The organism is Microbacterium sp. (genome assembly GCF_047971895.1).
Taxonomy (GTDB): Bacteria; Actinomycetota; Actinomycetes; order Actinomycetales; family Microbacteriaceae; genus Microbacterium.
This window is the reverse complement of record NZ_JBKEAF010000008.1, coordinates 19,448-41,458: the sequence shown is the minus strand read 5'-3', so window position 1 is coordinate 41,458 and position 22,011 is coordinate 19,448. Positions and strand designations below refer to the sequence as shown.

At 69.6% G+C, this 22,011-nt stretch carries 23 protein-coding genes and 1 riboswitch; of the genes, 6 read left to right on the top strand and 17 right to left on the bottom strand.

Annotated features, from left to right (window positions below):
• Positions 1-127 precede the first annotated feature (127 nt).
• The 7 genes from dapC to ACK5IN_RS01270 all read right to left on the bottom strand — a co-directional run bounded on the left by dapC (position 128) and on the right by ACK5IN_RS01270 (position 6,953).
• A complete protein-coding gene (gene dapC / locus ACK5IN_RS01300; RefSeq protein ID WP_416894430.1) occupies positions 128-1,237 on the bottom strand; it encodes a succinyldiaminopimelate transaminase in 1,110 nt (369 codons plus the stop codon).
• 1 nt (position 1,238) lies between these two features.
• Positions 1,239-1,559, bottom strand: coding sequence for a ferredoxin (gene fdxA / locus ACK5IN_RS01295; protein ID WP_416894429.1), 321 nt, complete (start codon positions 1,557-1,559; stop codon positions 1,239-1,241).
• A gap of 23 nt (positions 1,560-1,582) precedes the next feature.
• Entirely contained in the window at positions 1,583-1,975 is a 393-nt protein-coding gene (locus ACK5IN_RS01290) for a DUF6113 family protein (RefSeq protein ID WP_416894428.1), read from the bottom strand.
• Between the two features lie 128 nt (positions 1,976-2,103).
• Positions 2,104-2,418 carry an AzlD domain-containing protein gene (locus ACK5IN_RS01285; RefSeq protein ID WP_416894427.1) on the bottom strand — a complete coding sequence of 105 codons (315 nt, stop codon included), beginning with the start codon at positions 2,416-2,418 and terminating at the stop codon, positions 2,104-2,106.
• On the bottom strand, positions 2,415-3,164 hold the full coding sequence (locus ACK5IN_RS01280) for an AzlC family ABC transporter permease (RefSeq protein WP_416894426.1): 750 nt from the start codon (positions 3,162-3,164) through the stop codon (positions 2,415-2,417). The genes ACK5IN_RS01285 and ACK5IN_RS01280 overlap by 4 nt, the downstream gene beginning before the upstream one ends.
• A gap of 48 nt (positions 3,165-3,212) precedes the next feature.
• Positions 3,213-5,126: a translational GTPase TypA gene (typA, locus tag ACK5IN_RS01275; protein ID WP_416894425.1), complete on the bottom strand. Its 1,914-nt coding sequence runs from the start codon at positions 5,124-5,126 to the stop codon at positions 3,213-3,215.
• Positions 5,127-5,189: 63 nt separating this feature from the next.
• Entirely contained in the window at positions 5,190-6,953 is a 1,764-nt protein-coding gene (locus ACK5IN_RS01270; RefSeq protein WP_416894424.1) for an ABC transporter ATP-binding protein, read from the bottom strand.
• 38 nt (positions 6,954-6,991) lie between these two features.
• Here ACK5IN_RS01270 and ACK5IN_RS01265 point away from each other — a divergent pair, with 38 nt between their 5' ends.
• On the top strand, positions 6,992-7,597 hold the full coding sequence (locus tag ACK5IN_RS01265) for a PH domain-containing protein (RefSeq protein WP_416894423.1): 606 nt from the start codon (positions 6,992-6,994) through the stop codon (positions 7,595-7,597).
• Positions 7,598-7,620: 23 nt separating this feature from the next.
• Here the strand turns inward: ACK5IN_RS01265 and ACK5IN_RS01260 are convergent, their stop codons facing one another.
• The 3 genes from ACK5IN_RS01260 to ACK5IN_RS01250 form a co-directional block, all read right to left on the bottom strand.
• Positions 7,621-8,745, bottom strand: a complete 1,125-nt coding sequence (locus ACK5IN_RS01260) for an ABC transporter permease (RefSeq protein WP_416894422.1) — start codon at positions 8,743-8,745, stop codon at positions 7,621-7,623.
• Complete coding sequence (locus tag ACK5IN_RS01255; protein WP_416894421.1) at positions 8,745-10,280, bottom strand: ABC transporter permease subunit; 1,536 nt, start codon at positions 10,278-10,280, stop codon at positions 8,745-8,747. The genes ACK5IN_RS01260 and ACK5IN_RS01255 overlap by 1 nt, the downstream gene beginning before the upstream one ends.
• Positions 10,281-10,447: 167 nt before the next feature.
• On the bottom strand, positions 10,448-12,229 hold the full coding sequence (locus tag ACK5IN_RS01250) for an ABC transporter family substrate-binding protein (protein ID WP_416894420.1): 1,782 nt from the start codon (positions 12,227-12,229) through the stop codon (positions 10,448-10,450).
• Between the two features lie 154 nt (positions 12,230-12,383).
• Between ACK5IN_RS01250 and ACK5IN_RS01245 the strand changes: the two genes are divergently transcribed.
• A complete protein-coding gene (locus ACK5IN_RS01245; RefSeq protein ID WP_416894419.1) occupies positions 12,384-13,184 on the top strand; it encodes a CPBP family intramembrane glutamic endopeptidase in 801 nt (266 codons plus the stop codon).
• Here ACK5IN_RS01245 and ACK5IN_RS01240 read toward each other — a convergent pair whose 3' ends face one another.
• From ACK5IN_RS01240 to ACK5IN_RS01225, 4 genes are all read right to left on the bottom strand, one after another.
• A complete protein-coding gene (locus tag ACK5IN_RS01240; RefSeq protein WP_416894418.1) occupies positions 13,185-13,505 on the bottom strand; it encodes a DMT family transporter in 321 nt (106 codons plus the stop codon).
• Positions 13,506-13,515: 10 nt separating this feature from the next.
• Positions 13,516-13,579, bottom strand: a riboswitch (guanidine-III (ykkC-III) riboswitch).
• A gap of 19 nt (positions 13,580-13,598) precedes the next feature.
• On the bottom strand, positions 13,599-14,432 hold the full coding sequence (locus ACK5IN_RS01235; protein ID WP_416894417.1) for a CPBP family intramembrane glutamic endopeptidase: 834 nt from the start codon (positions 14,430-14,432) through the stop codon (positions 13,599-13,601).
• A complete protein-coding gene (gene trmB / locus ACK5IN_RS01230) occupies positions 14,429-15,094 on the bottom strand; it encodes a tRNA (guanosine(46)-N7)-methyltransferase TrmB (protein ID WP_416894416.1) in 666 nt (221 codons plus the stop codon). The genes ACK5IN_RS01235 and trmB overlap by 4 nt, the downstream gene beginning before the upstream one ends.
• Before the next feature lie 118 nt (positions 15,095-15,212).
• A complete protein-coding gene (locus ACK5IN_RS01225; RefSeq protein WP_416894415.1) occupies positions 15,213-16,052 on the bottom strand; it encodes a DUF3097 family protein in 840 nt (279 codons plus the stop codon).
• Positions 16,053-16,158: 106 nt separating this feature from the next.
• On the opposite strand from ACK5IN_RS01225, the gene ACK5IN_RS01220 reads away from it, so the two are divergent.
• The 4 genes from ACK5IN_RS01220 to ACK5IN_RS01205 are packed head-to-tail and all read left to right on the top strand — an operon-like array spanning position 16,159 to position 20,180.
• Positions 16,159-18,156, top strand: coding sequence for a TPM domain-containing protein (locus tag ACK5IN_RS01220; protein ID WP_416894414.1), 1,998 nt, complete (start codon positions 16,159-16,161; stop codon positions 18,154-18,156).
• A 33-nt stretch (positions 18,157-18,189) separates the two neighbouring features.
• Positions 18,190-18,957, top strand: coding sequence for a PspA/IM30 family protein (locus ACK5IN_RS01215; RefSeq protein WP_416894413.1), 768 nt, complete (start codon positions 18,190-18,192; stop codon positions 18,955-18,957).
• Between the two features lie 12 nt (positions 18,958-18,969).
• Complete coding sequence (locus ACK5IN_RS01210; protein WP_416894412.1) at positions 18,970-19,785, top strand: arginase family protein; 816 nt, start codon at positions 18,970-18,972, stop codon at positions 19,783-19,785.
• Complete coding sequence (locus ACK5IN_RS01205) at positions 19,782-20,180, top strand: Fe-S oxidoreductase (protein ID WP_416894411.1); 399 nt, start codon at positions 19,782-19,784, stop codon at positions 20,178-20,180. Before ACK5IN_RS01210 ends, ACK5IN_RS01205 begins: the two co-directional genes overlap by 4 nt.
• 15 nt (positions 20,181-20,195) lie before the next feature.
• On the opposite strand, the gene ACK5IN_RS01200 is transcribed toward ACK5IN_RS01205, so the two are convergent.
• Genes ACK5IN_RS01200 through ACK5IN_RS01190 form a run of 3 tightly spaced genes read right to left on the bottom strand, consistent with a single transcriptional unit; the run spans position 20,196 to position 21,916 of the window.
• Positions 20,196-20,681: an SIP domain-containing protein gene (locus ACK5IN_RS01200; RefSeq protein ID WP_416894410.1), complete on the bottom strand. Its 486-nt coding sequence runs from the start codon at positions 20,679-20,681 to the stop codon at positions 20,196-20,198.
• A 45-nt stretch (positions 20,682-20,726) separates the two neighbouring features.
• Positions 20,727-21,443: a tyrosine-protein phosphatase gene (locus ACK5IN_RS01195; RefSeq protein ID WP_416894409.1), complete on the bottom strand. Its 717-nt coding sequence runs from the start codon at positions 21,441-21,443 to the stop codon at positions 20,727-20,729.
• Complete coding sequence (locus ACK5IN_RS01190; protein WP_416894408.1) at positions 21,440-21,916, bottom strand: carboxymuconolactone decarboxylase family protein; 477 nt, start codon at positions 21,914-21,916, stop codon at positions 21,440-21,442. Before ACK5IN_RS01190 ends, ACK5IN_RS01195 begins: the two co-directional genes overlap by 4 nt.
• Between the last annotated feature and the right edge of the window lie 95 nt (positions 21,917-22,011).

Genomic DNA, 22,011 nt, shown 5'->3' with positions numbered 1-22,011 from the left:
TCAATCGGGGGTGTGCACGGGGCCGCACGGCCAGGAACGCCTGCGGAAACCGCATGTACAGCCTAATAGGCCCCTCGGCCAACTGTTGCCACAGTCAAAGCCTGGGCCGATCCGATGGAGGATTCCTTCAGCGGACCGCGGCGAGGCGGGCCACGGCCGCGTCGATGCGCTCGTCCGACGCCGTCAACGACAACCGCACGTGCTGCGGTGCCGCCGGACCATAGAACACGCCCGGTCCGCCGAGGATGCCGAGGTCGGCCAGCCGCCCCAGGCTCTCCCACGCGTCACGCCCCTCGGTGACCCACAGATACAGCCCCGCCTCGCTGCGGTCGACGCGGAACCCGGCCTGCTCGAGGGCGGAGCGCAGCACCGACCGCCGCCGCCGGTACCGCTCCTTCTGCGCCGCCACGTGCGTGTCGTCGCCCAGCGCCACGGCCATCGCCTGCTGCACGGGCGCGGGAAGCATGAGCCCGAGGTGCTTGCGGGCGGTCACCAGCCGGGCGATGAGCGCCCGGTCGCCGGCGACGAACGCGGCCCGGTAGCCGGCGAGGTTCGACTGCTTGCTGAGGGAGTAGACCGACAGGATGCCGGTGAGGTCGCCGCCGGTCACCCGCGGATCGAGCACCGAGGGAATCGGCTCCGCGTCCCACGGGGCGTCCCAGCCGAGCTCTGCGTAGCACTCGTCGCCGGCGAGCACGGCGCCCAGTTCGCGCGCGCGATCGCGCGCGGCACGCAGGGCCGTGGCATCCCACACCCGCCCGTCGGGGTTCCCCGGAGAGTTCAGCCAGATCAGCCGGGTCCCCTCCGGCCACTGCGCCGGATCGTCGCCGGCGAACGGCGTCGCCCCAGCCACGCGGGCACCCACCTCGTAGGTCGGGTAGGCCACGCGCGGGTGCACGACGACGTCGCCCGGGCCGAGGTCGAGCAGCGTCGGCAGCAGCGCCACGAGCTCCTTCGAGCCGATCGTGGGCAGCACGTGCGCGGCGCCGAGATCCGGCACGCCCCGGCGCCGCGCGAACCACTGCGCGATCGCCTCGCGCAGCGGCGGAGTGCCGACCGTCTGGGGGTATGCGTGCGCGTCGGTCGCCGCGGCCAGCGCGTCGCGCACGAGCTGCGGCGTCGGGTCGACGGGCGAGCCGATCGACAGGTCGACGATGCCGTCGGGGTGTGTGCGCGCCCGCTCCGCATAGGGTGCGACGGCGTCCCACGGGTAGTCGGCGAGGTCCGCGACCCCCATGTCAGGGCGCCTGCGGGGGTAGCGCCGCCACGATCGGGTGGTCCTTGTGGATCACGCCCACCTTCGCCGCCCCACCGGGCGAGCCGATGTCTTCGAAGAACTCGACGTTGGCCTTGTAATAGTCCTGCCACTCCTCGGGTGTGTCGTCCTCGTAGAAGATCGCCTCCACCGGGCAGACGGGTTCGCACGCGCCGCAGTCGACGCACTCGTCCGGGTGGATGTAGAGCATGCGGTCGCCTTCGTAGATGCAGTCCACGGGGCACTCGTCGACACACGCGCGGTCTTTCACGTCCACGCAGGGCAGGGCGATCACATACGTCACGCCCCCAGTCTAGTTCGGTGCGATCAGTGCTCGGCCGCCCAGCGCCGGGGCGACGGCCACACGACGACGAGCACCGCCACGATCGCACAGCCGATCAGCCAGACGAGCCCGAGATGGACCGGACCGACCATGACCGCGTCGCCCTCGGGCACCACGACCGAGCCGCCGGGGCCGCGACCGCTCAGCACGACCGCCGTGATGAGCACGCCGATCCCCGTCGCCAGCGCCGCGAGGCGATCGGCGGTGAGGGCGCGCACCGCCACGAGCAGCGCCGCGGTGCCGATGAGTGCGAGCAGGACGCCGAGCGGGAACCAGCCGAGCCGGAAGGCGTGCGCGATCGTGCCCGCCATGCCGTACACGACGCCGACGATCAGGGCGACGAGCCAGGTGATGGTGCGGGAGACCCAGGTCGGCATCCTTCGATGCTACCGACGCTGACCGCGCGTTCGTCACGAACGAGCAACGCGATCTCATCGTCTCGGTCTGCGACGGCGGAACCGGTGGCCCGTCGGCCGCCCCCGTGACGTGTGCGGAATGCCGGCGCTCAGGTGGCCAGACCGAGCAGCCGCAGCACCGCCGCTACGGCGGCAGCCGCGAGCACGACCACGAGGAATGGCGCACGGAAGGCCAGCAGCACGCCCGCGACGAGCAGAGCCGGCACGCGGGCGTCGACCGCCACGGCCATCCCGGCGCCCAAGGTCTGCACGGCCACGAGCGCGCCCAGCAGCGCGACGGTCAGCAGGTCGGCGATGCGCGCTGGCCGCGGCGCCTCGAGCCAGTGCGGCGGGGTGAGGTAGCCGAGCATCTTCAGCGCAAGACACACGATCGCCGCGAGCAGCACGGCGTTCCACATGGTCATGATCGCCCCTCCCCTGTCGCGGGGCGGGGATGCGGATCCGTCTCGGCGGCCGGGGCGTCCTTGCGGCCGAGCCAGTTGAACCAGCCGACCACGACCGCGGCGAGCGCGGCGACCAGCACAGGGAGCCCGGGCATGAGCCAGGGTGTGAGGGATGCCGCCACCACGGCGGCCGCCGCCCCCACCGCGATCGCCTGCCGCGACCGGAGGCGCGGCCACAGCAGCGCGAGGAAGGCAGCTGCAGCCGCGGCATCCAGTCCGTACGTCTTCGGGTCGCCCAGCACGTCACCGAGCAGCGCTCCCGCCAGGGTCGTGGCGTTCCAGCCGACGTAGATGGCGATGCCCGTCACCCAGAACCCGAGCGTGCGCGCCCGGGGTCGTGTCTGCGCCAGAGAGACGGCCGTCGACTCGTCGATCGTGAAGTGGGCTGCGACGGCGCGCCTTGTCGGACCCCGACCGATGACGGGCGACATCCGCATACCGTAGGCGATGTTGCGGGCGCCCAACAGCGCAGCCGACGCGATCGCGGCGGGTGCGGCGGCAAGACCCCCGGCGCCGATGACGCCGATGAAGGCGAACTGCGATCCGCCGGTGAACATCAGCAGGCTCAGCACGCACGTCTGCCACACGTCGAGGCCCGACGCGACGGCGAGGGCTCCGAACGAGATGCCGTAGGCGCTCGTCGCGATCGCCACGGCGACGCCCTGGCGCCATGCACGCCGCACCTCGACGTCGGGTTCACGGGTCACGGCGTGAGCATACCCACTCCGTGCGCATGGAACTCGAGCCGGGGCACGTCAGGCGCCGGCGTCCCGGCGCTTCAGCCGTGCCGCCGCGCGGGCGCGCTCGGTCTGGTCGAGCACCACCTTGCGGATGCGCACCTTCTCGGGCGTCACCTCGACGCACTCGTCATCACGTGCGAACTCGAGGCTCTCCTCCAACGACAGCTGCCGCGGCGGGGTGAGCCGCTCGAGCTCGTCGGCGGTCGACGAACGCATGTTGGTGAGCTTCTTCTCCTTGGTGATGTTCACGTCCATGTCGTCGGCACGCGTGTTCTCACCGACGACCATGCCCGCGTAGACCTCTTCGGTGGGCTGCACGAAGAAGCTCATCCGCTCCTGCAGTGCCATCATCGCGAACGGCGTCGCCACGCCGGCACGGTCGGCGACGATCGATCCCGACGAGCGGGCGACGATCTGGCCCGCCCAGTCGCCGTAGCCGTGCGAGATGGCGTTCGCGATGCCCGTACCCCGCGTGATCGACATGAACTCGGTGCGGAACCCGATCAGACCGCGGGACGGCACGATGAACTCCATGCGCACCCAGCCGGTGCCGTGGTTGACCATGCTCTCCATACGACCCTTGCGTGCCGCCATCAGCTGGGTGATCGAGCCCAGGTACTCCTCGGGCGCGTCGATGGTGAGGTGCTCGAACGGTTCCTGCACCTGCCCGTTCTCGCCCTTGCGGGTCACGACCTGGGGCTTGCCCACCGTGAGCTCGAAGCCCTCACGGCGCATGTTCTCGACGAGGATCGCCAGCGCCAGCTCGCCACGACCCTGTACCTCCCACGCGTCCGGCCGCCCGATCTCGACGACCTTGAGCGACACGTTGCCGATCAGCTCGCGGTCCAGACGGTCCTTGACCATGCGGGCCGTGAGCTTGTGCCCCTTGACCTTCCCGGCCAGCGGCGACGTGTTCGTTCCGATCGTCATCGAGATCGCCGGGTCGTCCACGTGGATCGCCGGCAGCGCCCGCACGTCCTCGGGGTCGGCGATCGTCTCGCCGATCGTGATCTGCTCGATGCCGGCGATCGCCACGATGTCGCCCGGGCCGGCGGACTCGGCCGGGTATCGCTCCAGGGCGCGGGTCTTCAGCAGCTCCGTGATACGCGCGCTCGTGTGCGAGCCATCGTGACGCACCCACGCGACGTTCTGTCCCTTGCGCAGCGTGCCGTTGAACACGCGCAGCAGGGCGAGCCGGCCCAGGAACGGGCTGGAGTCCAGATTCGTCACCCACGCCTGCAGCGGTGCCTCGTCGTCGTACGACGGCGCCGGGACGTGCGTGAGGATCGCCTCGAACAACGGCTCGAGGTCGGCGTTGTCGGGCAGCTCGCCGTTGGCGGGTCGGGTGCGGGATGCCGCGCCCGCGCGGCCGGACGCATAGACCACCGGCATGTCCAGCAGCGCGTCGACGTCGAGATCGGGCACATCGTCGTGCAGATCGGAAGCCAGGTTCAGCAGCAGATCGTGCGCCTCTGCCTCGACCTCGTCGATCCGCGCGTCGGGGCGGTCGGTCTTGTTGACCAGCAGGATGACCGGGAGCTTCGCCTCCAGCGCCTTGCGCAGCACGAAGCGGGTCTGCGGCAGCGGCCCCTCGCTCGCGTCGACGAGCAGCACGACACCGTCGACCATCGACAGGCCGCGCTCCACCTCGCCGCCGAAGTCCGCGTGGCCCGGAGTATCGATGACGTTGATCGTCACCGGCTGGACGGTGTGGGCTCCGTTGTACGTGATCGCCGTGTTCTTGGCGAGGATCGTGATGCCCTTCTCACGCTCGAGGTCGTTCGAGTCCATGACGCGCTCGTCGACGTGCGCGTGCTCGCCGAACGAGCCCGTCTGACGCAGCATGGCGTCGACGAGCGTCGTCTTGCCGTGGTCGACGTGCGCCACGATGGCGACGTTGCGGAGGTCGGGACGGAGAGCACGGGCCATGTGAAGGGATCCTTGAAGAGGGTGGAAACGCCCGGAACCGGACCCTCTATCGTACCGTGCCCGCTATCGTGACTCGTCCGCAGCCAGCAGCGCCGCCCGCGCCTCGCGGCGCGAGCGCTGCTCGTCGGGGTCCGGCACGGGCACTGCGGCGATGAGCCGCTGGGTGTACGCCTCTTGCGGGGCGCGCAGGACCTGTCCGGTCGCGCCCTGTTCGACGATCGACCCGTGGTGCATGACGATGATGCGGTCGGCCAGCGAGTCGACGACCGCCAGGTCGTGGCTGATGAACAGGCATGCGAAGCCCATCTCGCCCTGCAGCCGGCGCAGCAGCGCGAGTACGGTCGCCTGCACCGATACGTCGAGCGCCGACGTGGGCTCGTCGGCGACGAGCAGCTTCGGCTCGAGCGAGAGGGCGCGGGCGATGCCCACACGCTGCTTCTGTCCGCCTGAGAGCTCGTGCGGGTACCGGTTGCGATACCCGCGCGGCAGTTCGACCGCGTCGAGCAGGTCGGCGACCTTCTGGTCGAGGGCCTTCCCTTTCGCGACGCCGGCGAGCAGCATCGGCTCACCGATCGAATGGCCCACGGGAAGCCGCGGGTTCAGCGACGACGACGGGTCCTGGAAGACGATCCCGACGTCCTGGTGCACCTTGCGCAGGATGCGTCGGTCGTTGCGGCTGATGTCGTATCCGACGACGGATGCCTCGCCCTCGGCGATCGGCAGTAGCCCGATCGCGGCACGCCCGATCGTGGTCTTGCCCGATCCGGACTCGCCGACGAGACCGGTGACCTCGCCGCGGTAGATGCGGAAGCTCGCGTCCTTGACGGCGCGGAAGGCGGGAACGCGCCCGCGCTTCGGATAGTCGATGGCGACGTTCTCGAACGCAAGCACCGGCTCGCCCAGTTCGGCGCGGCGTTCGGCGTCGGCACGGGAGGCGACCTCGGCGAGCCGGATCGCGGAGGTGTCGCCCGCCAGCGCGGCTGTGGTGTCGATCTTCTCGTCGTCTGCGTCCTTGCCGATGCGCGGCACGGCGCCCAGCAGCTGCTTCGTGTACGGGTGCTCGGGTCGCGCGAACACGTCGTGCACCGACCCGCGCTCGACGATCTCGCCCTGGCGCATGACGACCATGTCGTCGGCGATGTCCGCGACCACACCCATGTCGTGCGTGATCAGCAGGATCGCCGAGTCGAGGCGGTGCCGCAGGTCGCGCATGAGGTCGAGGATCTCGGCCTGCACCGTCACGTCGAGCGCCGTCGTGGGCTCGTCGGCGATGAGCAGCCACGGGTCGCACGAGATCGACTGCGCGATCATCGCACGCTGCCGCTGACCGCCGGAGAGCTGATGCGGGTAGGAGTTGAACGCCTTCATCGGATCGGGCATCTCGACGACCGCGAGCAGCTCCAGTGCGCGCTCCCCGGCCTGGCTGGGCGACATGCCGAAGTGCACGCGCAGCGTCTCGACGATCTGGGCGCCGACCGTGTACACGGGGTTCAGCGCTGTCATCGGCTCCTGGAAGATCACGGCGATCTCGCTGCCGCGGATGCGCTGCAGCTGGTCGCGCTTGAGGCCGAGGATCTCGCGACCGGCGAGCTTGACGCTGCCGCGCACCCGCGCGTTGCCGGGAAGCAGTCCGAGCAGTGCCATCGAGCTGGCGCTCTTGCCCGAGCCGGACTCCCCCACGAGCGCGAGCGCTTCACCCGCGTCGACGGTGTAGTCGAGCTCCTTGGCCGCGGGAACCCAGTAGTTGTCGACGGCGAAGTCCACCGACAGCCCTCGCACCTCCAGGAGGGGGCCGTCGTACGTTTCGCGGGATCGGGGCTGGTTCATCACGTCGTCCTGTACTGCAAAGGGGTGAGAATGGAGGGATGCACGACTCCCGCCGGCGGATTCACTCGCGGTTCAACCGGATCATGGCGATCATCATCTGGACTGCAGCCGCGCTGTTCGTCGTGCTCATGATCGTCGACGGCGATCTGCGCTCGCTGTGGATCTACCCGCTCGCCGTGCTGGCCGCGTTCCTTGGATGGGCGGCGTTGTGGCGCCCGGGGGTCGGCGTGTCCGATGCGGGTGTGACCGTGCAGAACGTCACGCACCGCGTCGACATCCCGTGGGTTGCCCTGATCCACGTCGACACCCGCCACGCCCTGACGCTGTTCACGCCGGGGCGCCGCTTCGTCGCCTGGTCGGCGCCCGCCCCCGGCTTCGTCGCGTCGGCGATCACCGGGCGCGCCGAGGCCAATCGCGAACGACGTGCGGTCGGCGGCACACCGCGGGTGGGCGACCTGCTGGGCACCGACTCGGGCGATGCGGCGATGCTCGTGCGCGAGGCGTGGCAGCGACGCCGCGACGACGGCCTGATCGAGGCGGGTGCCGCCGACGACGCGCCGGTCGCGCGGCACTGGGATGTCGTGACGATCGGTACCACCGCGGTGCTGCTGGCGCTGACCGTCGGCGCGCTGATCCTCACGTGAGCGGCGACGACTGATGAGGCGGGTCATCCCGGCGGCTCCCGTCGGGGGCCGGCTCCCGGGATCCCGCTGTCCTCGGGTTCGCCGGGCGCATCGCTGACGACCCCTGCGGTCGCGGTGACCTCGGCGTTCGACGGCAGCTCACGCACACGGCGGAAGATGACGCGCTTCTGCCGCGGGTCGAAGGCGTCGCGCAGGCCGTCACCGACGAAGTTCACCAGCAGCCCGAGAACGACGATGAACACCGCCGGCCACCAGAACAGGTACGGGCGTGTCTGAAACGCCGACTCGTTGTCGCTGATCAGGCGACCGAGCGACACCTCGGGCAGCCGGACGCCGAAGCCGAGGAAGCTCAGCGACGTCTCGAGGATGATGGCGGCGGCGATGAGCAGCGTTGCCGCGACGATCACCACGCCGATGGCGTTGGGCAGGATGTGCTTGAAGATGATCCGCAGATCGGATGCCCCGGCCACACGCGCTGCCTCGACGAACTCGCGCTCACGCAGCGAGAGGAACTCGGCCCGCACGAGTCGGGCGATGCCGGTCCAGGCGAAGAAGCCGAGCATGACCGCCAGCAGCAGCGGGCCGAGGCCGCCCACGGCCGAGCCGACGACCGCGCCGATCACGATGATCGGGATGACGATGACGACGTCGGTGATGCGCATGAGGATCGCGTCGACCCAGCCGCGGTAGTACCCGGCGATGGCACCGATCACGACACCCACTGCCGTGCCGATCAGCCCGATGATGAACATGATGTACGACGAGTTGACGATGCCACGCATCACCATCGCGAAGTAGTCCTTGCCGACGGTGCTCTGCCCGAACGGGTGATCACCCAGCTTGATGCCCTCGCCGCCGAGCCACTCCGGAATCAGCGACAGCGTCGGCCGCCCCCCGTTGGCGGGGGGGATGAGCTGCTTGTGGTCCCACTTCCACCAGCCCGGGATGTCGCCGAAGCCTGTGGCGGTGATCGCGAAGGCAACGATCGCGAGGAAGAGCGCGATGCTCACGAGCGCGATCTTGTGGCTCATGAAGCGACGCAGGATCAACCGTCCCTGGCTGATCCCCTTCTCGCCGTCGGGGGTCACGCTCTCCGCTCCGGCGGGCGGCGTCGCAGAGGTTTCGAACTCGGGGTTGGGAACGGTCATCACTTTGCCCTCACTCTCGGGTCGAGTGCGGAGTATGCGAGATCGGCAAGGAAGTTTGCCGCGATCGCGAAGATCGCGATCACGATGAAGTACGCCATCACGGGATTGGGATCGGCCGCGTTCAGGCCCTGATAGAACAGCGCACCCATACCCGAGAACGCGAAGATGCGCTCCGTGATAATCGCACCGCCGATGAGGCCGCCGATGTCGAAGGCGATGATCGTGGTGATCGGGATCAGCGAGTTGCGGAAGGCATGGCGCACGACCACCGTCCGCTCGGGCAGACCCTTCGCGCGTGCCGTGCGCACGTAGTCCTGGTTGAGCGTCTCGAGCATGCCGCCGCGCGCGTACCGCGTATAGCCGGCGAACGAGATCAGCATGAGGCTGATCGTCGGCAGCAGGAGGTGCGTGAAGTTGTCGATGCCGTGCACCCAGAAGTCGCCCTGCAGGTTCGGGGTCTCACTGCCGACCGTCGCCAGTGGACGGCCTCGGATGCGAGGGTTGCGCAGATACTCGTTCCACGTGCGCATGAACTGGTCCAGCACGATGACGCCCATGCCGAGCAGGCCGGTGAGCACGCCGATGCGGATCGCCTGGCTCTTGTCGTACTCGCCGAGGATCCAACCCGCGACGGCGCCGACGAGGCCGGCCACGAGGGACAGCAGGGCCAGGCCCCAGCCATCGAACGATCGCAGCATGGGCTGCAGGACGAAGTAGGCGACGATCAGGACGACGACGGTCACGCCGGCGGTGCGCCACGCGTACCGTGCGCGGACGCCTGCGATGAGCACCACCATGCCGGCGCCGAGGGCCGCGATCAGCAGCGGGCTGAGCACCGGGCCGAGCGACGGGTCGAGAAACCACGAGGTCGCGCCCATGAGGAAGGTCGTCACGGCCAGCACGACCGCGGAGATCGCGAAGACCGACAGCCGGCGCCAGCGTGGACCGGCGATCAGCGCCTGCAGCAGGCCCCCGCCGATCAGTGCTATCGCAGTGATCCACACCCAGTTGAAGACGGGATCTCGCAGCCAGTCGTTGAACCCGAGGGCGACAAAGACCTTCAGCAGCACCGCCATCAGGAACGAGGGCAGCGAGTAGAGGAAGAAGCTGGCGAAGGTGAACGTGTAGTCGACGGCGCTGTACTGGCGCAGTGCCGAGATGATGCCGATGAGGATGCCCAGCACGATCGCGAAGATGGTGGCAGCGGTCACGAGCTGGAGGGTGGATGTCATCGCCCGGGCGAGCAGCACGGTGACGTCCTGGTTCGTGATCGTCACGCCGAGGTCGCAGCCCGCGAACGGCACGGCGCAGCGGGCTGCGCCGCCCAGCCACATCAGCCACCGCAGCGGGATCGGCTTGTCGAGGTCGAGCCACTGGATCCGCTGGAGGATCAGCTGCTCCTTGTTCGGGCTGTTCGAGGCGTAGAGATCCTGCAGCGGGTCCCTCGCCCACGCGACGAGGACGTACATCAGGAAGGAAGCCGCGATCAGGATGAGGATCGAGACTCCGATGCGCCGAAGGACGTAGCTAATCAATGGAATGCCCCTTCATGGACATGAAAGTACCAGCGCGCGGCGCGCGGCGCTGGTCTCGGGCGGGTGCAACGTTGCAGCGGCCGGAGGAAGATTCGGGTTCACGCTTGCATGGAGCGGGGCGCCGGGAGAATCCCGACGCCCCGCTCATGCGTCAGTCGAGGGCGGGCTTACTCAGCCGCGGCGTCCTCAACAGTCCACTCCCAGAAGTTCCACACCGGGCCCGTCTGGTTCGCCATGAAGGTGACGCCGTTCAGACGATCGGTGTGCGCCTGCACACCGGGGCTCTGGAACAGCGGCAGCCCGTAGAAGTTCTCGAACAGCAGCGTGTCGATCTCGATCGCGGCGGTCTGCACGTCGGCAGGGTCCGTCATCGTCTGGATGTCGGTCGCAAGCTGGTCGATCTCGGGAACGCTGATGCCGTTGAAGTTCCCGCCACCGTTGGTGGCGAAGATCTGCGGGTAGCTCGCGTTTCCGACACCGGGCGAGATCCAACCGAAGATCGAGGCATCGTAGATGTCGGTCCCCAGCTGGGAGCCCCAGTCCTCACGGCCCACATCCTCGATCACGAAGCCGGCCTCGGTGGCGGAGGCCTGGATGATCTCGTACGCGTTCACGCGGTTCGGGTTGTTGATGTTGTACAGGATGCGCACGGTCGGCGTCTGGCCGTTCAGCAGCGCCTTAGCGCCCTCGATGTCGACGTCGGCGTAGGCGTCCGATCCGTTCACGGCCACAGCGGCCGCGTACGGCTCGACCTGCGACGACAGGTAGACCTGCGAGTTGAGCACCTCTGCATCGGGGTTGACCTGCTTGATCACCGTGTCGACGATCTGCTGACGCGGGATCACCTTCATGAACGCCTCACGAACGGCCGGGTCTGCGAACACGCCACGGAACGACAGGTCGACGTGGTCGTACGACAGCTCCGGGCCGGTCAGGACGCGGACGCCTTCGATGCCCTGGAGCGTGGTGAGGGTGTCGCCGCTGGCCTGCGGGTTGATGATGTCGGCCTCGCCGTTCTGCAGAGCGCTCACCTGCGCCTGCGAGTCGCCGACGAAGCGGAACACGAGCGTCGAGAACGCCACGTTGTGGTCGCCCTTGTAGTTCTCGTTCTCCACGAGGGTCATCGACTGCGTGGGCGCCCACTCCGAGACGATGAACGGGCCGTTGCCGACGAGAAGCGCCTCGTCGTCGGGCATCGACGTCACGTCGTATCCGGTGTTCCAGAACTCCGAGACGGCCTTGAGGACGGGGTTGGCGTCGACCGGCGCGTCGACGTTGCCGCGCGGGAGGGTCGTGATGGCCTCGACGACCTCCTCGACGGTGTAGCCGGCCTTCTCCGCGACGATGTGAATCGGCTTGGAGAGCAGACCCTGCAGGTTCCAGTCGACGTAGGGCACGTCGTAGATCAGTGTCAGCTCGCGCTTGTCGTCGCTGATGGTGGGCAGCTCGGTCTGGTCGAGACCGGCGGTGCTGCCCGCGATCGTGAAGTACTGCGTGCCAGTGGTGACATCTCCGTCTTCGTTGAACGACGCGTCATCGAAGTAGCCGGAGAACGCCGCCCACCCCAGGAGCAGGTCATCGGTGGTGATCGGCTCGCCGTCCGACCATTCGAGGCCCTCGTTGAGGGTGTACTTCACCGTCAGCGGGTCTTCGGAGACGGCCTCCATCGTGCCGAACGCGGTGTTCGGGACGATGTTGAACTTGTCGTCGATGTAGAAGAAGCCCTCGTTGGTCGCGTAGTCGACCTTGCTGTTGATGTCGAGGTTGCCCTGCGGCGTGTTGGGGTTGAAGCTGGTCAGCTCGTTTGCCTCGGCGAGAATGACCTGCGTGTCGACGATAGGCTCCTCCGAGCCGCCGCCGCCCGACGTCGAGCAGCCGACCAGTGCCAGCGCTGTCGCGCCCGCCACGGTGACCGCGATGGCGCTCCTGCGCCACGTGCGATTACTCACATTGCCTCCTGTGCAAGGGGTGGTGTGCCCAGCATGGATCGCGCTGGGCAGGGATACGTCGAGCCTAAGCAAGCGGTGCGGAAGTGACAGAACATTTGGCGCAAACGTTACATATCCTTAACTCAAAGATGCGCGCGTGTGACATCCTGACAACGTGTCCCCTTTCTCCCGGTCGTCCCGCCTGTGGTGGGAGATCGCCATCGTGCTGGCGCTCTCGGTGGGCCGCTCGGCCCTGTACTCCGTGCTCGCTCTGGTGCAGGCGCTGCAGCGCGAGGTGTCGCTGGGCAACCAGCAGACGTCCCTCAATCCGACTGCCTCCGCCGCGGACGTGTGGGACGTGCTTTATCAGTTCCTCGGGCAGGTGCTCGCCCTCGCCCCGGTGGCCCTCGCCGTCTATCTGCTCTGGGAGCCCGGTGTCTCGACGTTCCGACGCATCGGCCTGGACTTCCGCCGCTTCGGGCGCGACCTCGGCCAGAGCGTGCTCCTGCTCGCCGTCATCGGCGTGCCCGGTCTTGCGCTGTACGCCGCCGGTCGTGCGCTCGGCGTCACCGTGCAGGTGGACGCCGCACCGCTGGACCCATCGTGGTGGACGATCCCGGCCCTCCTGCTGGCCGCGCTGCGTGCCGGGCTCACCGAAGAGGTCATCGTCATCGGATACCTGTTCGACCGACTCAAGCGCCTCGGGTGGAGCACGTGGACGATCATCCTGTCGACGGCGGCCCTACGCGGCGCCTATCACGCGTACCAGGGCTTCGGCGCGATCGTCGGCAATGTCGCCATGGGCATCGTCTTCGGCTGGTGCTATCACCGGTGGGGACGGGTGATGCCGCTGGTGATCACGCACGTCCTGATCGACGTCATCGCGTTCGTCGGCTACCCTCTCGCGGCCGCGCTGTGGCCGGGGCTGTTCGCACCCGCACCGACACCGATGCCGACCCCGACACCGAGCGTGTGATCACTCGTCGCTGACGAACTTCAGCCCGACGATGCAGCCCACGAGGCCGAGGATCAGCAGCATCTTCACGATCGAGAACGACTCGTCGCCGGTGACCCAGCCGTAGACGACGGCCAGCGACGCGCCCACCCCGACCCACACGGCGTACGCGGTGCCGGTGGAGATGTCGCGCATCGCCCACGCCAGCCCGCCCATGCTCACCACCAGCGCGCCGCCGAAGACGACACTCGGCCACAGTTTGGTGAAGCCCTCGGACGTGCCCAGAGCGATCGCCCAGACGGCCTCGAACACGCCGGACGCGATGAGGATGACCCACGACATGACTCGCCTCCATGGCCAGTCTTGTCGTACACCGGGTACTGATCCGTCGTCCGGGGGTCCTGTCGGAACCCGCCGCCATGATACCCGACAGTCCTACCCGCTCAGGAAGATCCCACCCAGAAGCCCCGGATTGTGGGCGTGCACGAGCACCGCGAACACCACGGCGTCGAAAAGCAGGTGCACCGTGACGACATAGGCGAGCGACCGGGTCTTCATGAAGATGACCCCCTGCAGCAGCGCGAACGGGATCGTCAGGGCCGGCCCCCACGCGCGGTAGCCGAGCTCCCACAGGAAAGACACGAACACGATCGTCTGCATCACGTTCGCCGTGCCGTCGCGGAAGTGCCGGCGCAGCAGCGCGAAGCACGTGCAGATGAAGAACAGCTCGTCCCAGATGCCGACGGCACCGACGCCGACGAAGAGCCGCGCGATCAGGTTTGGTGTGTCGACGACCGGCCAGTTCTGGTACACACCGGAGGTGATGAAGTAGAACGGCAGGATCAGCCAGCCGAGCACCAGCACGGCGATCAGCCACCCCCAGTGCAATGCGGTCCACCGCCCGCCGCCGCGCCACGGGAAGCCGATCGCACGGTCGCCGTACACCCAGCGCGACACGACGTACGGCAGGGCGACGGCGGCACCGAGGGCCACACCGAAGCGCACCATGGCCGCGTTGTCGAGCTGCGCTTCGAGCGGGATCGCGCTGACCACGAGCAGGCCCAGCGCGATCAGCGACAGATCGCGCACGAGCGACGATCTGCCGGGCAGCACGAGCGCCACCGCGAGGCCAGCGGCCAGCAGTAGCCAGCCCAGCCAGGGCAGCTGCACGACGAAGAACGCCGGGGCGGCGGCGCAGACCAGCAGCGCCGGGACGAGGTCGATCGAGACCGCCGGCCGGGTCGGCACGGCAGGCACGTGCGCGGTCATCGGCGCGGGCGGCGCCGGTAGGCGAGGTCGCGGATCGCCCGCCCCTGGGCGGCGCCCTTGCGCTCGAAGGAGGTCAGCACCCGCCCGTCGAAGCGCGGCGCCCACTCCCCCGCGAAGTCACGCTCGAAGCCGGACTCATCGTCGAGGACCTCGCGAATCTGCAGCGCATAGTCCTCCCAGTCGGTGGCGAGGCGCAGCATCCCACCGTCCTTGAGCACACGCTCCGCGAGCGCGCCGAACCCCGGCTTGACGAGCCGACGCTTGACGTGACGCGACTTGTGCCACGGGTCGGGAAAGAAGACCCAGAGCTCGGCGACGGATGCCTCGGGCACGAAGTGCTCGAGCACCTCCGGCGCATTGGCCTCGACCAGGCGCAGGTTGTGCGCACCCGCTCTCTCGGCGCCGAGCATCGTGCGGGCGAGCCCGGCCCGGAACACCTCGACGGCGAGGAAGTCGTCGCGCGGGCGCGTTGCCGCCGCATGCACGATCGCATGCCCCTGCCCCGAGCCGACCTCCACGATGAGCGGTGCGGTGCGCCCGTACTCGCCGGCCGCGTCGAGCCGAGCATCAGGGTGCACCGACGTCGAGGCCGCCCCCCGCGGCACCGTCAGCAGGTACCGGTCGGAGAGTTCGGCGAAGGCGCGCTCCTGCGCGTCGGACATACGGCCGCTGCGACGCACAAACGAGACCGGGGAGTCTCGGAACCTGCGCGGTTCGGTGGGTGTGGACGGCATGCGTCCAGGCTATCCGGCCACGGCCCGTCGCTCGGCGCCCCGCGGCTCAGGACGCCGTGACGAAGTCGATGAGCTGCTCGACGCGCCCGAGCAGGGCAGGCTCGAGATCGCGATAGCTCGACACCGCGCCGAGCACACGCTGCCACGCCCGCGCGAGGTCGGTCGGGCTGGCGGCGGGCCACCCGAGCGCACGGCACACTCCGGTCTTCCAGTCCACGTCGCGCGGCACCTCGGGCCAGGCTGAGATGCCGAGCGCGCGGGGGGTGACGCACTGCCACACGTCGACGAACGGGTGGCCGACGATCAGCACGTGCGCGCCGTGCGGCCCCGCGCTCACCTGCTGTGCGAGGCGCGACTCCTTCGAGCCCGGCACGAGGTGGTCGACGAGAACGCCGTACCGGCGCTCCGGTGAGGGCGGATCGTCGCGCAGGGCCGCGTCGAGCAGGTCGACGCCCTGCAGGTACTCGACCACGACTCCTTCGGCGCGCAGGTCGTCGCCCCACACCCGCTCGACGAGCTCGGCGTCGTGGCGACCCTCCACGAGGATGCGGCTGGCGCGGGCGACGCGTGCGCGGGTGTCGTCGAGGGCGAACGAGCCGGACGCCGTGCGTCGCCGGGCCGGCACGGCCGGCCGCACGGGGGCAGGTGTGACCCGCACGAGCTCGCCCTCGAGCAGAAAGCCCGCGTCGAGCGGGAAAAGCCGTCGCCGGCCGTGCCGGTCCTCGAGCTCGAGCTCCCGCCCCGACACCCGGGTCACCTCGCCCACGTAGCCTCCGTCTGCGAGCTCGAGCACGAGCCCGACGGACACCTCGACCTCCGGCAGCCGTCGCGCGGTGCGCTCGCGCCAGCCCGTCGCGAGCACATCGTCGCCATACCGGTCGTCCACAGCACCCCTCCTCGTCCGATCCGCCACGCTACCCGCCTCCGGGGCTACCGCCGGGCGGCACGCCATCAATAGAGTGGAGGCAGGATTCGCTTCAGAAGGGGATGGCATGCGGAGAGGCTGGATAGTGGTGCTCGCCGTGCTGGCGATGATCGCGGCCGGCCCGGCCGGTGCCGCCTGGGCCACCGATCCGTTGCCGCTCGGCGCCGGCTACGTGCTCGACGACGCCGACGTGCTCACCGCCGCGGAAGAGGCGCAGGCGCAGCAGCGGCTCGAACAGCTGCGCTCCGACACGGGCGTCGACCTGTGGGTCGTCTTCATCGACACCTTCAGCGGTGCCTCCGGCCCCGAGGACTGGGCGAACACCGTCGCCGAGCAGAACGGTCTCGGCCCCACGCAGTATCTGCTCGCGGTCGCCGTCGAAGGCCGCCAGTACTACCTGTCAGCGGACTCGGCCGGGCCTCTGTCCAACGAGCAGATCCTCACGATCGAGCAGCAGCGGATCCAGCCGCCGCTGCGCGAGCTGGACTGGATGGGCGCCGTCGACGGCGCCGCGGCCGGTATCACCGATGCCGCCGGCGGCGGCTCCGGTGCGGGCGGAGGCGCCGAGGGCGGCGCGAACGGCTTCCTCATCGGTCTGCTCGTCGTCGTGATCATCGCCGTGGCCATCGTCATCGTCGTCATCGTCGTGCGCAGTCGTCGCAAGAGCAAGCCGACGACCGCAGCGGAGTCGGAGCAGTTGCCGATCGCCGAGCTGGAGCGTCGCGCCGGATCGGCGCTCGTCGCCATGGACGACGCGATCCGCACCAGCCAGGAGGAGCTAGGGTTCGCCACGGCCGAGTTCGGTGAGGCCGCCACCACCGAGTTCGCCACCGCCCTCGGGCAGGCCAGGAAGACGCTCGATCAGGCGTTCGCACTGCGCCAGCAGCTCGATGACGCCACCCCCGACACCGACGAGCAGGTGCGCGCCTGGAACCGCCAGATCGTCCAGCTGTGCAGCGATGCGGGCGCCCTCCTCGACGAGAAGGCCGCAGCATTCGACGAACTGCGCAGACTCGAGCAGAACGCCCCCGAGGCGCTCGCCCGGGTGCAGGAGGTGCGTGCCACGATGTCGCCGCGCATCGACGAGGCCGCGGCGTCCCTCAGCGTGCTCGCCGCACGCTACGTGCCGACGGCCCTGGCGACCGTCGCCGACAACCCCGAGCAGGCTCGGCAGCGCCTCGCGTTCGCCGACGAGCAGCTCGCCGCCGCGCAGCAGAACATCGGCGCCGGTCGCGGCGGTGAGGCCGCCGTCAGCATCCGCGCGGCCGAAGAGGCCGTCGACCAGGCCGCGCAGCTCAGCGCCGCCGTGGGCACGGTGGGCACCGATCTGGCCGCCGCCGAACGCGCGATCGACGACCTCGTCGCCAACCTCACCCAGGACGTCGCGGCCGCATCGGCCATGCCCGACGAGAGCGGGGCGCTGGCACCGGTCGTCGCTGCGGCGCAGCAGGCGATCGCCACCGCCACCGCCGCCGCACCCCCGCTCGCGCCGTTTCGCGTGCTCGAGACCCTCGAAGGTGCCAACACTCAGATCGACGCGGTGGTCGCCGGCGTCCGCGATCGGCAGGAGGCCGCACGGCGCGCCGAGCAGCAGCTCGGACAGGTCATGCTGCAGGCCCGTGGCCAAGTGTCCGCGGCGGAGGACTACATCACCACCCGGCGCGGGGCCGTGGGGGCCACCGCCCGCACGCGTCTGGCCGAAGCGGGCGCGTCACTCGTGCACGCGCAGCAGTTGCAGGCATCCGACCCCGCCCAGGCCCTCGCGCAGGCGCAGCGCGCGAATCAGCTGGCCGGCCAGGCTATCCAGTCTGCCCAGACCGACGTCGGGTCGTTCTCCGGCGGCGGATCGCTTGGCGGCAGCGGCAGCAACATGCTCGGCGCCGTCCTCGGCGGGATCGTGATCAACTCCATGCTCGGCGGCGGGGGTGGCGGGCGTCGGCGCGGCCATTCGTCGGGAATGTTCGGCGGCGGTATGAGCGGCGGCGGGCGTCGCAGCAGCGGCCGCTCATCGGGGAGCTTCGGCGGCGGGGGCACCCGCAGCCGCAGGGGCGGCGGCCGTTTCTAGGTCGCCAGCACACGTGTCAACGGAAGGAACACCATGGCCAAGCAGTCCATCTTCGGTCGCATCTCGACTCTCGTGCGCGCGAACATCAACGCGCTCATCGATCAGGCCGAGGATCCCGAGAAGATGCTCGATCAGCTGGTACGGGACTACACGAACAACATCGCCGACGCCGAGGCGGCCATCGCCGAGACCATCGGCAACCTGCGCCTCATGGAGCGCGACCACCAGGAGGACGTGCAGTCCGCCGCCGACTGGGGCCAGAAGGCCCTCGCGGCCAGCCGCAAAGCCGACGAGCTGCGCGGTGCGGGCAACGGCGCCGATGCCGACAAGTTCGACAACCTGGCCAAGATCGCCCTGCAGCGGCAGATCGGCGCCGAGAACGATGCGAAGACGGTCGAGCCGACCATCGCCGCGCAGAACGAGGTCGTCGCCAAGCTCAAGGACGGCCTCAACGGCATGAAGGACAAGCTGGTGCAGCTCAAGTCCAAGCGCGCCGAACTGCTCGCCCGCGCCAAGGTCGCCGAGGCGCAGAACAAGGTGCACGATGCGGTCAAGTCGATCGATGTGCTCGACCCGACCAGCGAGCTCGGTCGCTTCGAAGACCAGGTGCGCCGTCAGGAGGCGCTGGCCCAGGGCAAGCAGGAGCTGGCCGCCACCTCGCTGGACGCGCAGTTCAATCAGCTGGAGGACCTCGGCGAGCTCACCGAGGTGGAGGCGCGCCTCGCGGCGCTGAAGTCCGCCGCGCCGGCCGCCGTCGAGAGCCGTGCGGCCCACGCCGCGATCGACGCGGCCGCCGACTGATCGGACGGCCGCATGGCCCGCTTCGTGATCGCCCCGCAATGGCAGGGTTCGCCGTCGGCACGCGCGATGATGCTCGTCGACGGCGCACAGGCGATCGCCGGCGACCTGCCACGCGCGGCCTGCACGAGTCTCGAGGTGCCCCTCGAGGCCGGTGAGGCGATCGAGACCGGTGTGCACCGCTACAGTGCCCTTCTGCGCGTGCGCGAGGCACTCGACGAGATCCTGGCCGATCGCGGTGAGCACACGGTGGTCATCGGCGGCGACTGCGGCATCTCGCCCGCAGTGATCGCCGCGGCCGCTGCGGCGATGCCGCACCTCGCCGTGGTCTGGCTCGACGCCCACGCCGATCTGAACGTCCCCGCGACCTCCCCGTCGGGTGCGTTCAGCGGTATGGCGCTGTCAGCCGTGCTCGGTGACGGCCCCGAGACACTGGCGGTGCACCCCGGCATCCCACCCTTGCGCGTCGTGCTGGCCGGGGTGCGTGCGTACGACGCGGGCGAGGCTGAGCGCGCCGAACGGCTCGGCGGCGTGCTCTCGGCCGACGAGCTCGCCGAGCCCGACGCGTTGGCGACCGCGGTGCAGGCGACGGGTGCCGACGCAGTCTACGTGCACCTCGACCTGGACGTGCTCGACCCGGCGGCCCTGGGCGGCGTCACCTCGCCGGTTCCGTTCGGCATCGACGTCGCACCCCTGGTGGCCGCGCTGCGCCGCCTGCGCGCGGCGGTGCCGTTGGTCGGCGCGACGATCGCGGGGTTCGCACCGCCGTCGCCTGCGGCCGCCGGGGACGACCTCGGCGCGATCCTGCGCGTGGTGGGCGCCCTGGCATGAGTTCCGATCGATTCATCCCGCGGATTCTGCTCGACTCGAAGATCAGCCTCGTCGGCTACTGGTACGGCTGCGCGGTCGGCTGGATCTGGGGAACGCTGTGGAGCACCGGTCGCATCGAGCGATCGCACGGCCTCTGGGTCTTCCGCGGCCTGCCGCGACGACTCTTCCCCAGGGGCGGCGTCTGCGTCGGCTGCTGCTTCCTCACCGGGGACGACCCGTTCGACGACCGCGTGCTGGCGCACGAGGCCGTGCACAGGGCGCAGTGGCGCCGCTACGGTTTCCTCATGCCGGTGCTGTACCTGCTCGCCGGGCGCGATCCGCTGCGCAACCGGTTCGAGATCGAAGCCGGGCTCGAGGACGGCCGATACCTTCCGCGGCGGTCGTCGTCGCGGTGATCGTGCGCGGCCGGCTCAGTGCGCGGCCAGCAACCCGAACCGCTCCGGTGCGTGGATGCGGGCGGCCGGGATGTGCAGGCGCTCGGTCAAGTGCTCGACGATGTCGGCCGTGCCGAGGTAGCCCCCGAGTAGATGGATGCGGGTGCCGTCGCCATCTGCACAGTCCGCCTCGCCGCAGAGCATCTCCTCCGCCCACGCCGTCACGGCGCGGGTCAGCGCGGCACCGGGCGCGCACGCACGGCCGGTGCCCGGATCGCCGGTGCGCACCGAGCGGTCGAGCCACGTGAGCACCATGCGCGCGGGGACGTCGAGCTCGCACATCCATGCGGGGTCGGGCACCTCGACGAAAACTCGACCCGTCGAGCACAGCGGCAGCGTGGCCAGCAGCACCTCGAGGTCGGACAGCGAGCTCTCGTCGGCGGTGACGAGGTGCTGCACGCGCGCGTGACGCGGCCGCCGGCAGGCGGACGCGCTGTGCTCGATGTGTGGCGTGTGCTCCATGACATCCCGAGTATACCCTTTGGTTAAGGGTTGCCTAACCTTCTCTCACTGATCGGTCGTCAGTACCCGGCGCAGCTCGACCAGCTCGTCGTCGCGCAGACCGTGCGCGCGCAGGTAGTCGGCCGCTGTCCCGTGCCGCTCCCCCAGTCGCGCGAGCAGCGTCGTCATGACGCGCGCGGGCGACCGTGTCGCCAGGTCTTCCAAGTGCACCGCCTCGGGATGCAGCGAACGCAGGTGAGCGACCACGGCGCGATTCCGCCGCGGCGACAGCTGCGACTCGGTGCGGGCGTAGTCGGCGACGATGGCCTCGGTGTCCACTCCGGCGGCGGCGAGAGTCACCGCGATGCACACACCCGTGCGGTCCTTTCCGACCGTGCAGTGCACAAGCACCGGCTGATCGTTCACGATCCCCCGCACCACCTGCACGATGCCGTCGGCCGACTCGTCGACGAGGCCCGCATACAGGTCGTCGAGACTGCGATCCTCGGCGAAGAACGAGGCGACCGAGCCCAGGAACAGCGGCACGCGGGTGGTCTGCGCATCCAGCGCCGCGACCCGGCTCGGCGACTGCGCCACCTCGTCGTCGGCACGCAGATCGATGATGCACCGCACACCCATGGCACGCATCGCCTCGACGCCTTCGGGCTCCAGTCGCGCCAGGCTTCCCGAGCGGAACAGCACGCCGCTGCGCGTGCGTGCGGAACCCGCACGCAGACCGCCGATGTCGCGAAAGTTGACCGCCCCGGCGACCTGCGGGATCACTGCCCCGACGCCGCGCGCGGCGGCACGGGGTACCGACCCGCGATCACGACCCGGTTGAACGCGTTGATCGACACGAGCACCCAGCTCAGCGCGACGTACTCCTGCTCGCTGAGGATGCCTCCGACGTGGTCGTACACCTCGTCGGGGATACCGTCCTCGTGGATGAACGTGAAGGCCTCGGCGAGCTCGAGCGCGGCGCGCTCGCGCTCGGTGAACACGCCGGACTCGCGCCAGGTCGCGATCTGGGCGATCACATCGGCATCGAGGCCCGCCTCGACCGCGCGATCGACGTGGATGCGCACGCAGTACGCACAGCCGTTGAGCTGCGAGGCGTGGATTTGCACGATCTCCCTGATGCGCGCGTCCAGGCCGGCCTCGTCGGCGATCGTACCGACAGTGGAGGACAGCGACGAAAGCGCTTCGTAGGCGGGACGAGCGGCACGGGACAGATGCACACGGTGTTCGGCAGGCATGAGCCCAGGCTATCCGCACCGCACCGCGGTCCGGCCTGCCGGATTCGATCTAGGATGAGACGTCGTGCCCTGGTGTGCGCCGATCTGCGCACCCG

Bases quoted from the DNA above. Each gene is read 5' to 3' on its own strand.
- trmB (WP_416894416.1), bottom strand. From the start codon at position 15,094: ATGTCCGACGCGCAGGAGCGCGCCTTCGCCGAACTCTCCGACCGGTAC.
- ACK5IN_RS01205 (WP_416894411.1), top strand. From the start codon at position 19,782: ATGAGTTCCGATCGATTCATCCCGCGGATTCTGCTCGACTCGAAGATC.
- ACK5IN_RS01270 (WP_416894424.1), bottom strand. From the start codon at position 6,953: ATGAACCAGCCCCGATCCCGCGAAACGTACGACGGCCCCCTCCTGGAG.
- ACK5IN_RS01290 (WP_416894428.1), bottom strand. From the start codon at position 1,975: ATGCCGACCTGGGTCTCCCGCACCATCACCTGGCTCGTCGCCCTGATC.
- ACK5IN_RS01215 (WP_416894413.1), top strand. From the start codon at position 18,190: ATGGCCAAGCAGTCCATCTTCGGTCGCATCTCGACTCTCGTGCGCGCG.
- ACK5IN_RS01260 (WP_416894422.1), bottom strand. From the start codon at position 8,745: ATGACCGTTCCCAACCCCGAGTTCGAAACCTCTGCGACGCCGCCCGCC.
- ACK5IN_RS01200 (WP_416894410.1), bottom strand. From the start codon at position 20,681: ATGGAGCACACGCCACACATCGAGCACAGCGCGTCCGCCTGCCGGCGG.
- typA (WP_416894425.1), bottom strand. From the start codon at position 5,126: ATGGCCCGTGCTCTCCGTCCCGACCTCCGCAACGTCGCCATCGTGGCG.
- ACK5IN_RS01190 (WP_416894408.1), bottom strand. From the start codon at position 21,916: ATGCCTGCCGAACACCGTGTGCATCTGTCCCGTGCCGCTCGTCCCGCC.
- ACK5IN_RS01285 (WP_416894427.1), bottom strand. From the start codon at position 2,418: ATGACCATGTGGAACGCCGTGCTGCTCGCGGCGATCGTGTGTCTTGCG.
- ACK5IN_RS01265 (WP_416894423.1), top strand. From the start codon at position 6,992: ATGCACGACTCCCGCCGGCGGATTCACTCGCGGTTCAACCGGATCATG.
- dapC (WP_416894430.1), bottom strand. From the start codon at position 1,237: ATGGGGGTCGCGGACCTCGCCGACTACCCGTGGGACGCCGTCGCACCC.
- ACK5IN_RS01220 (WP_416894414.1), top strand. From the start codon at position 16,159: ATGCGGAGAGGCTGGATAGTGGTGCTCGCCGTGCTGGCGATGATCGCG.
- ACK5IN_RS01240 (WP_416894418.1), bottom strand. From the start codon at position 13,505: ATGTCGTGGGTCATCCTCATCGCGTCCGGCGTGTTCGAGGCCGTCTGG.
- ACK5IN_RS01235 (WP_416894417.1), bottom strand. From the start codon at position 14,432: ATGACCGCGCACGTGCCTGCCGTGCCGACCCGGCCGGCGGTCTCGATC.
- ACK5IN_RS01210 (WP_416894412.1), top strand. From the start codon at position 18,970: ATGGCCCGCTTCGTGATCGCCCCGCAATGGCAGGGTTCGCCGTCGGCA.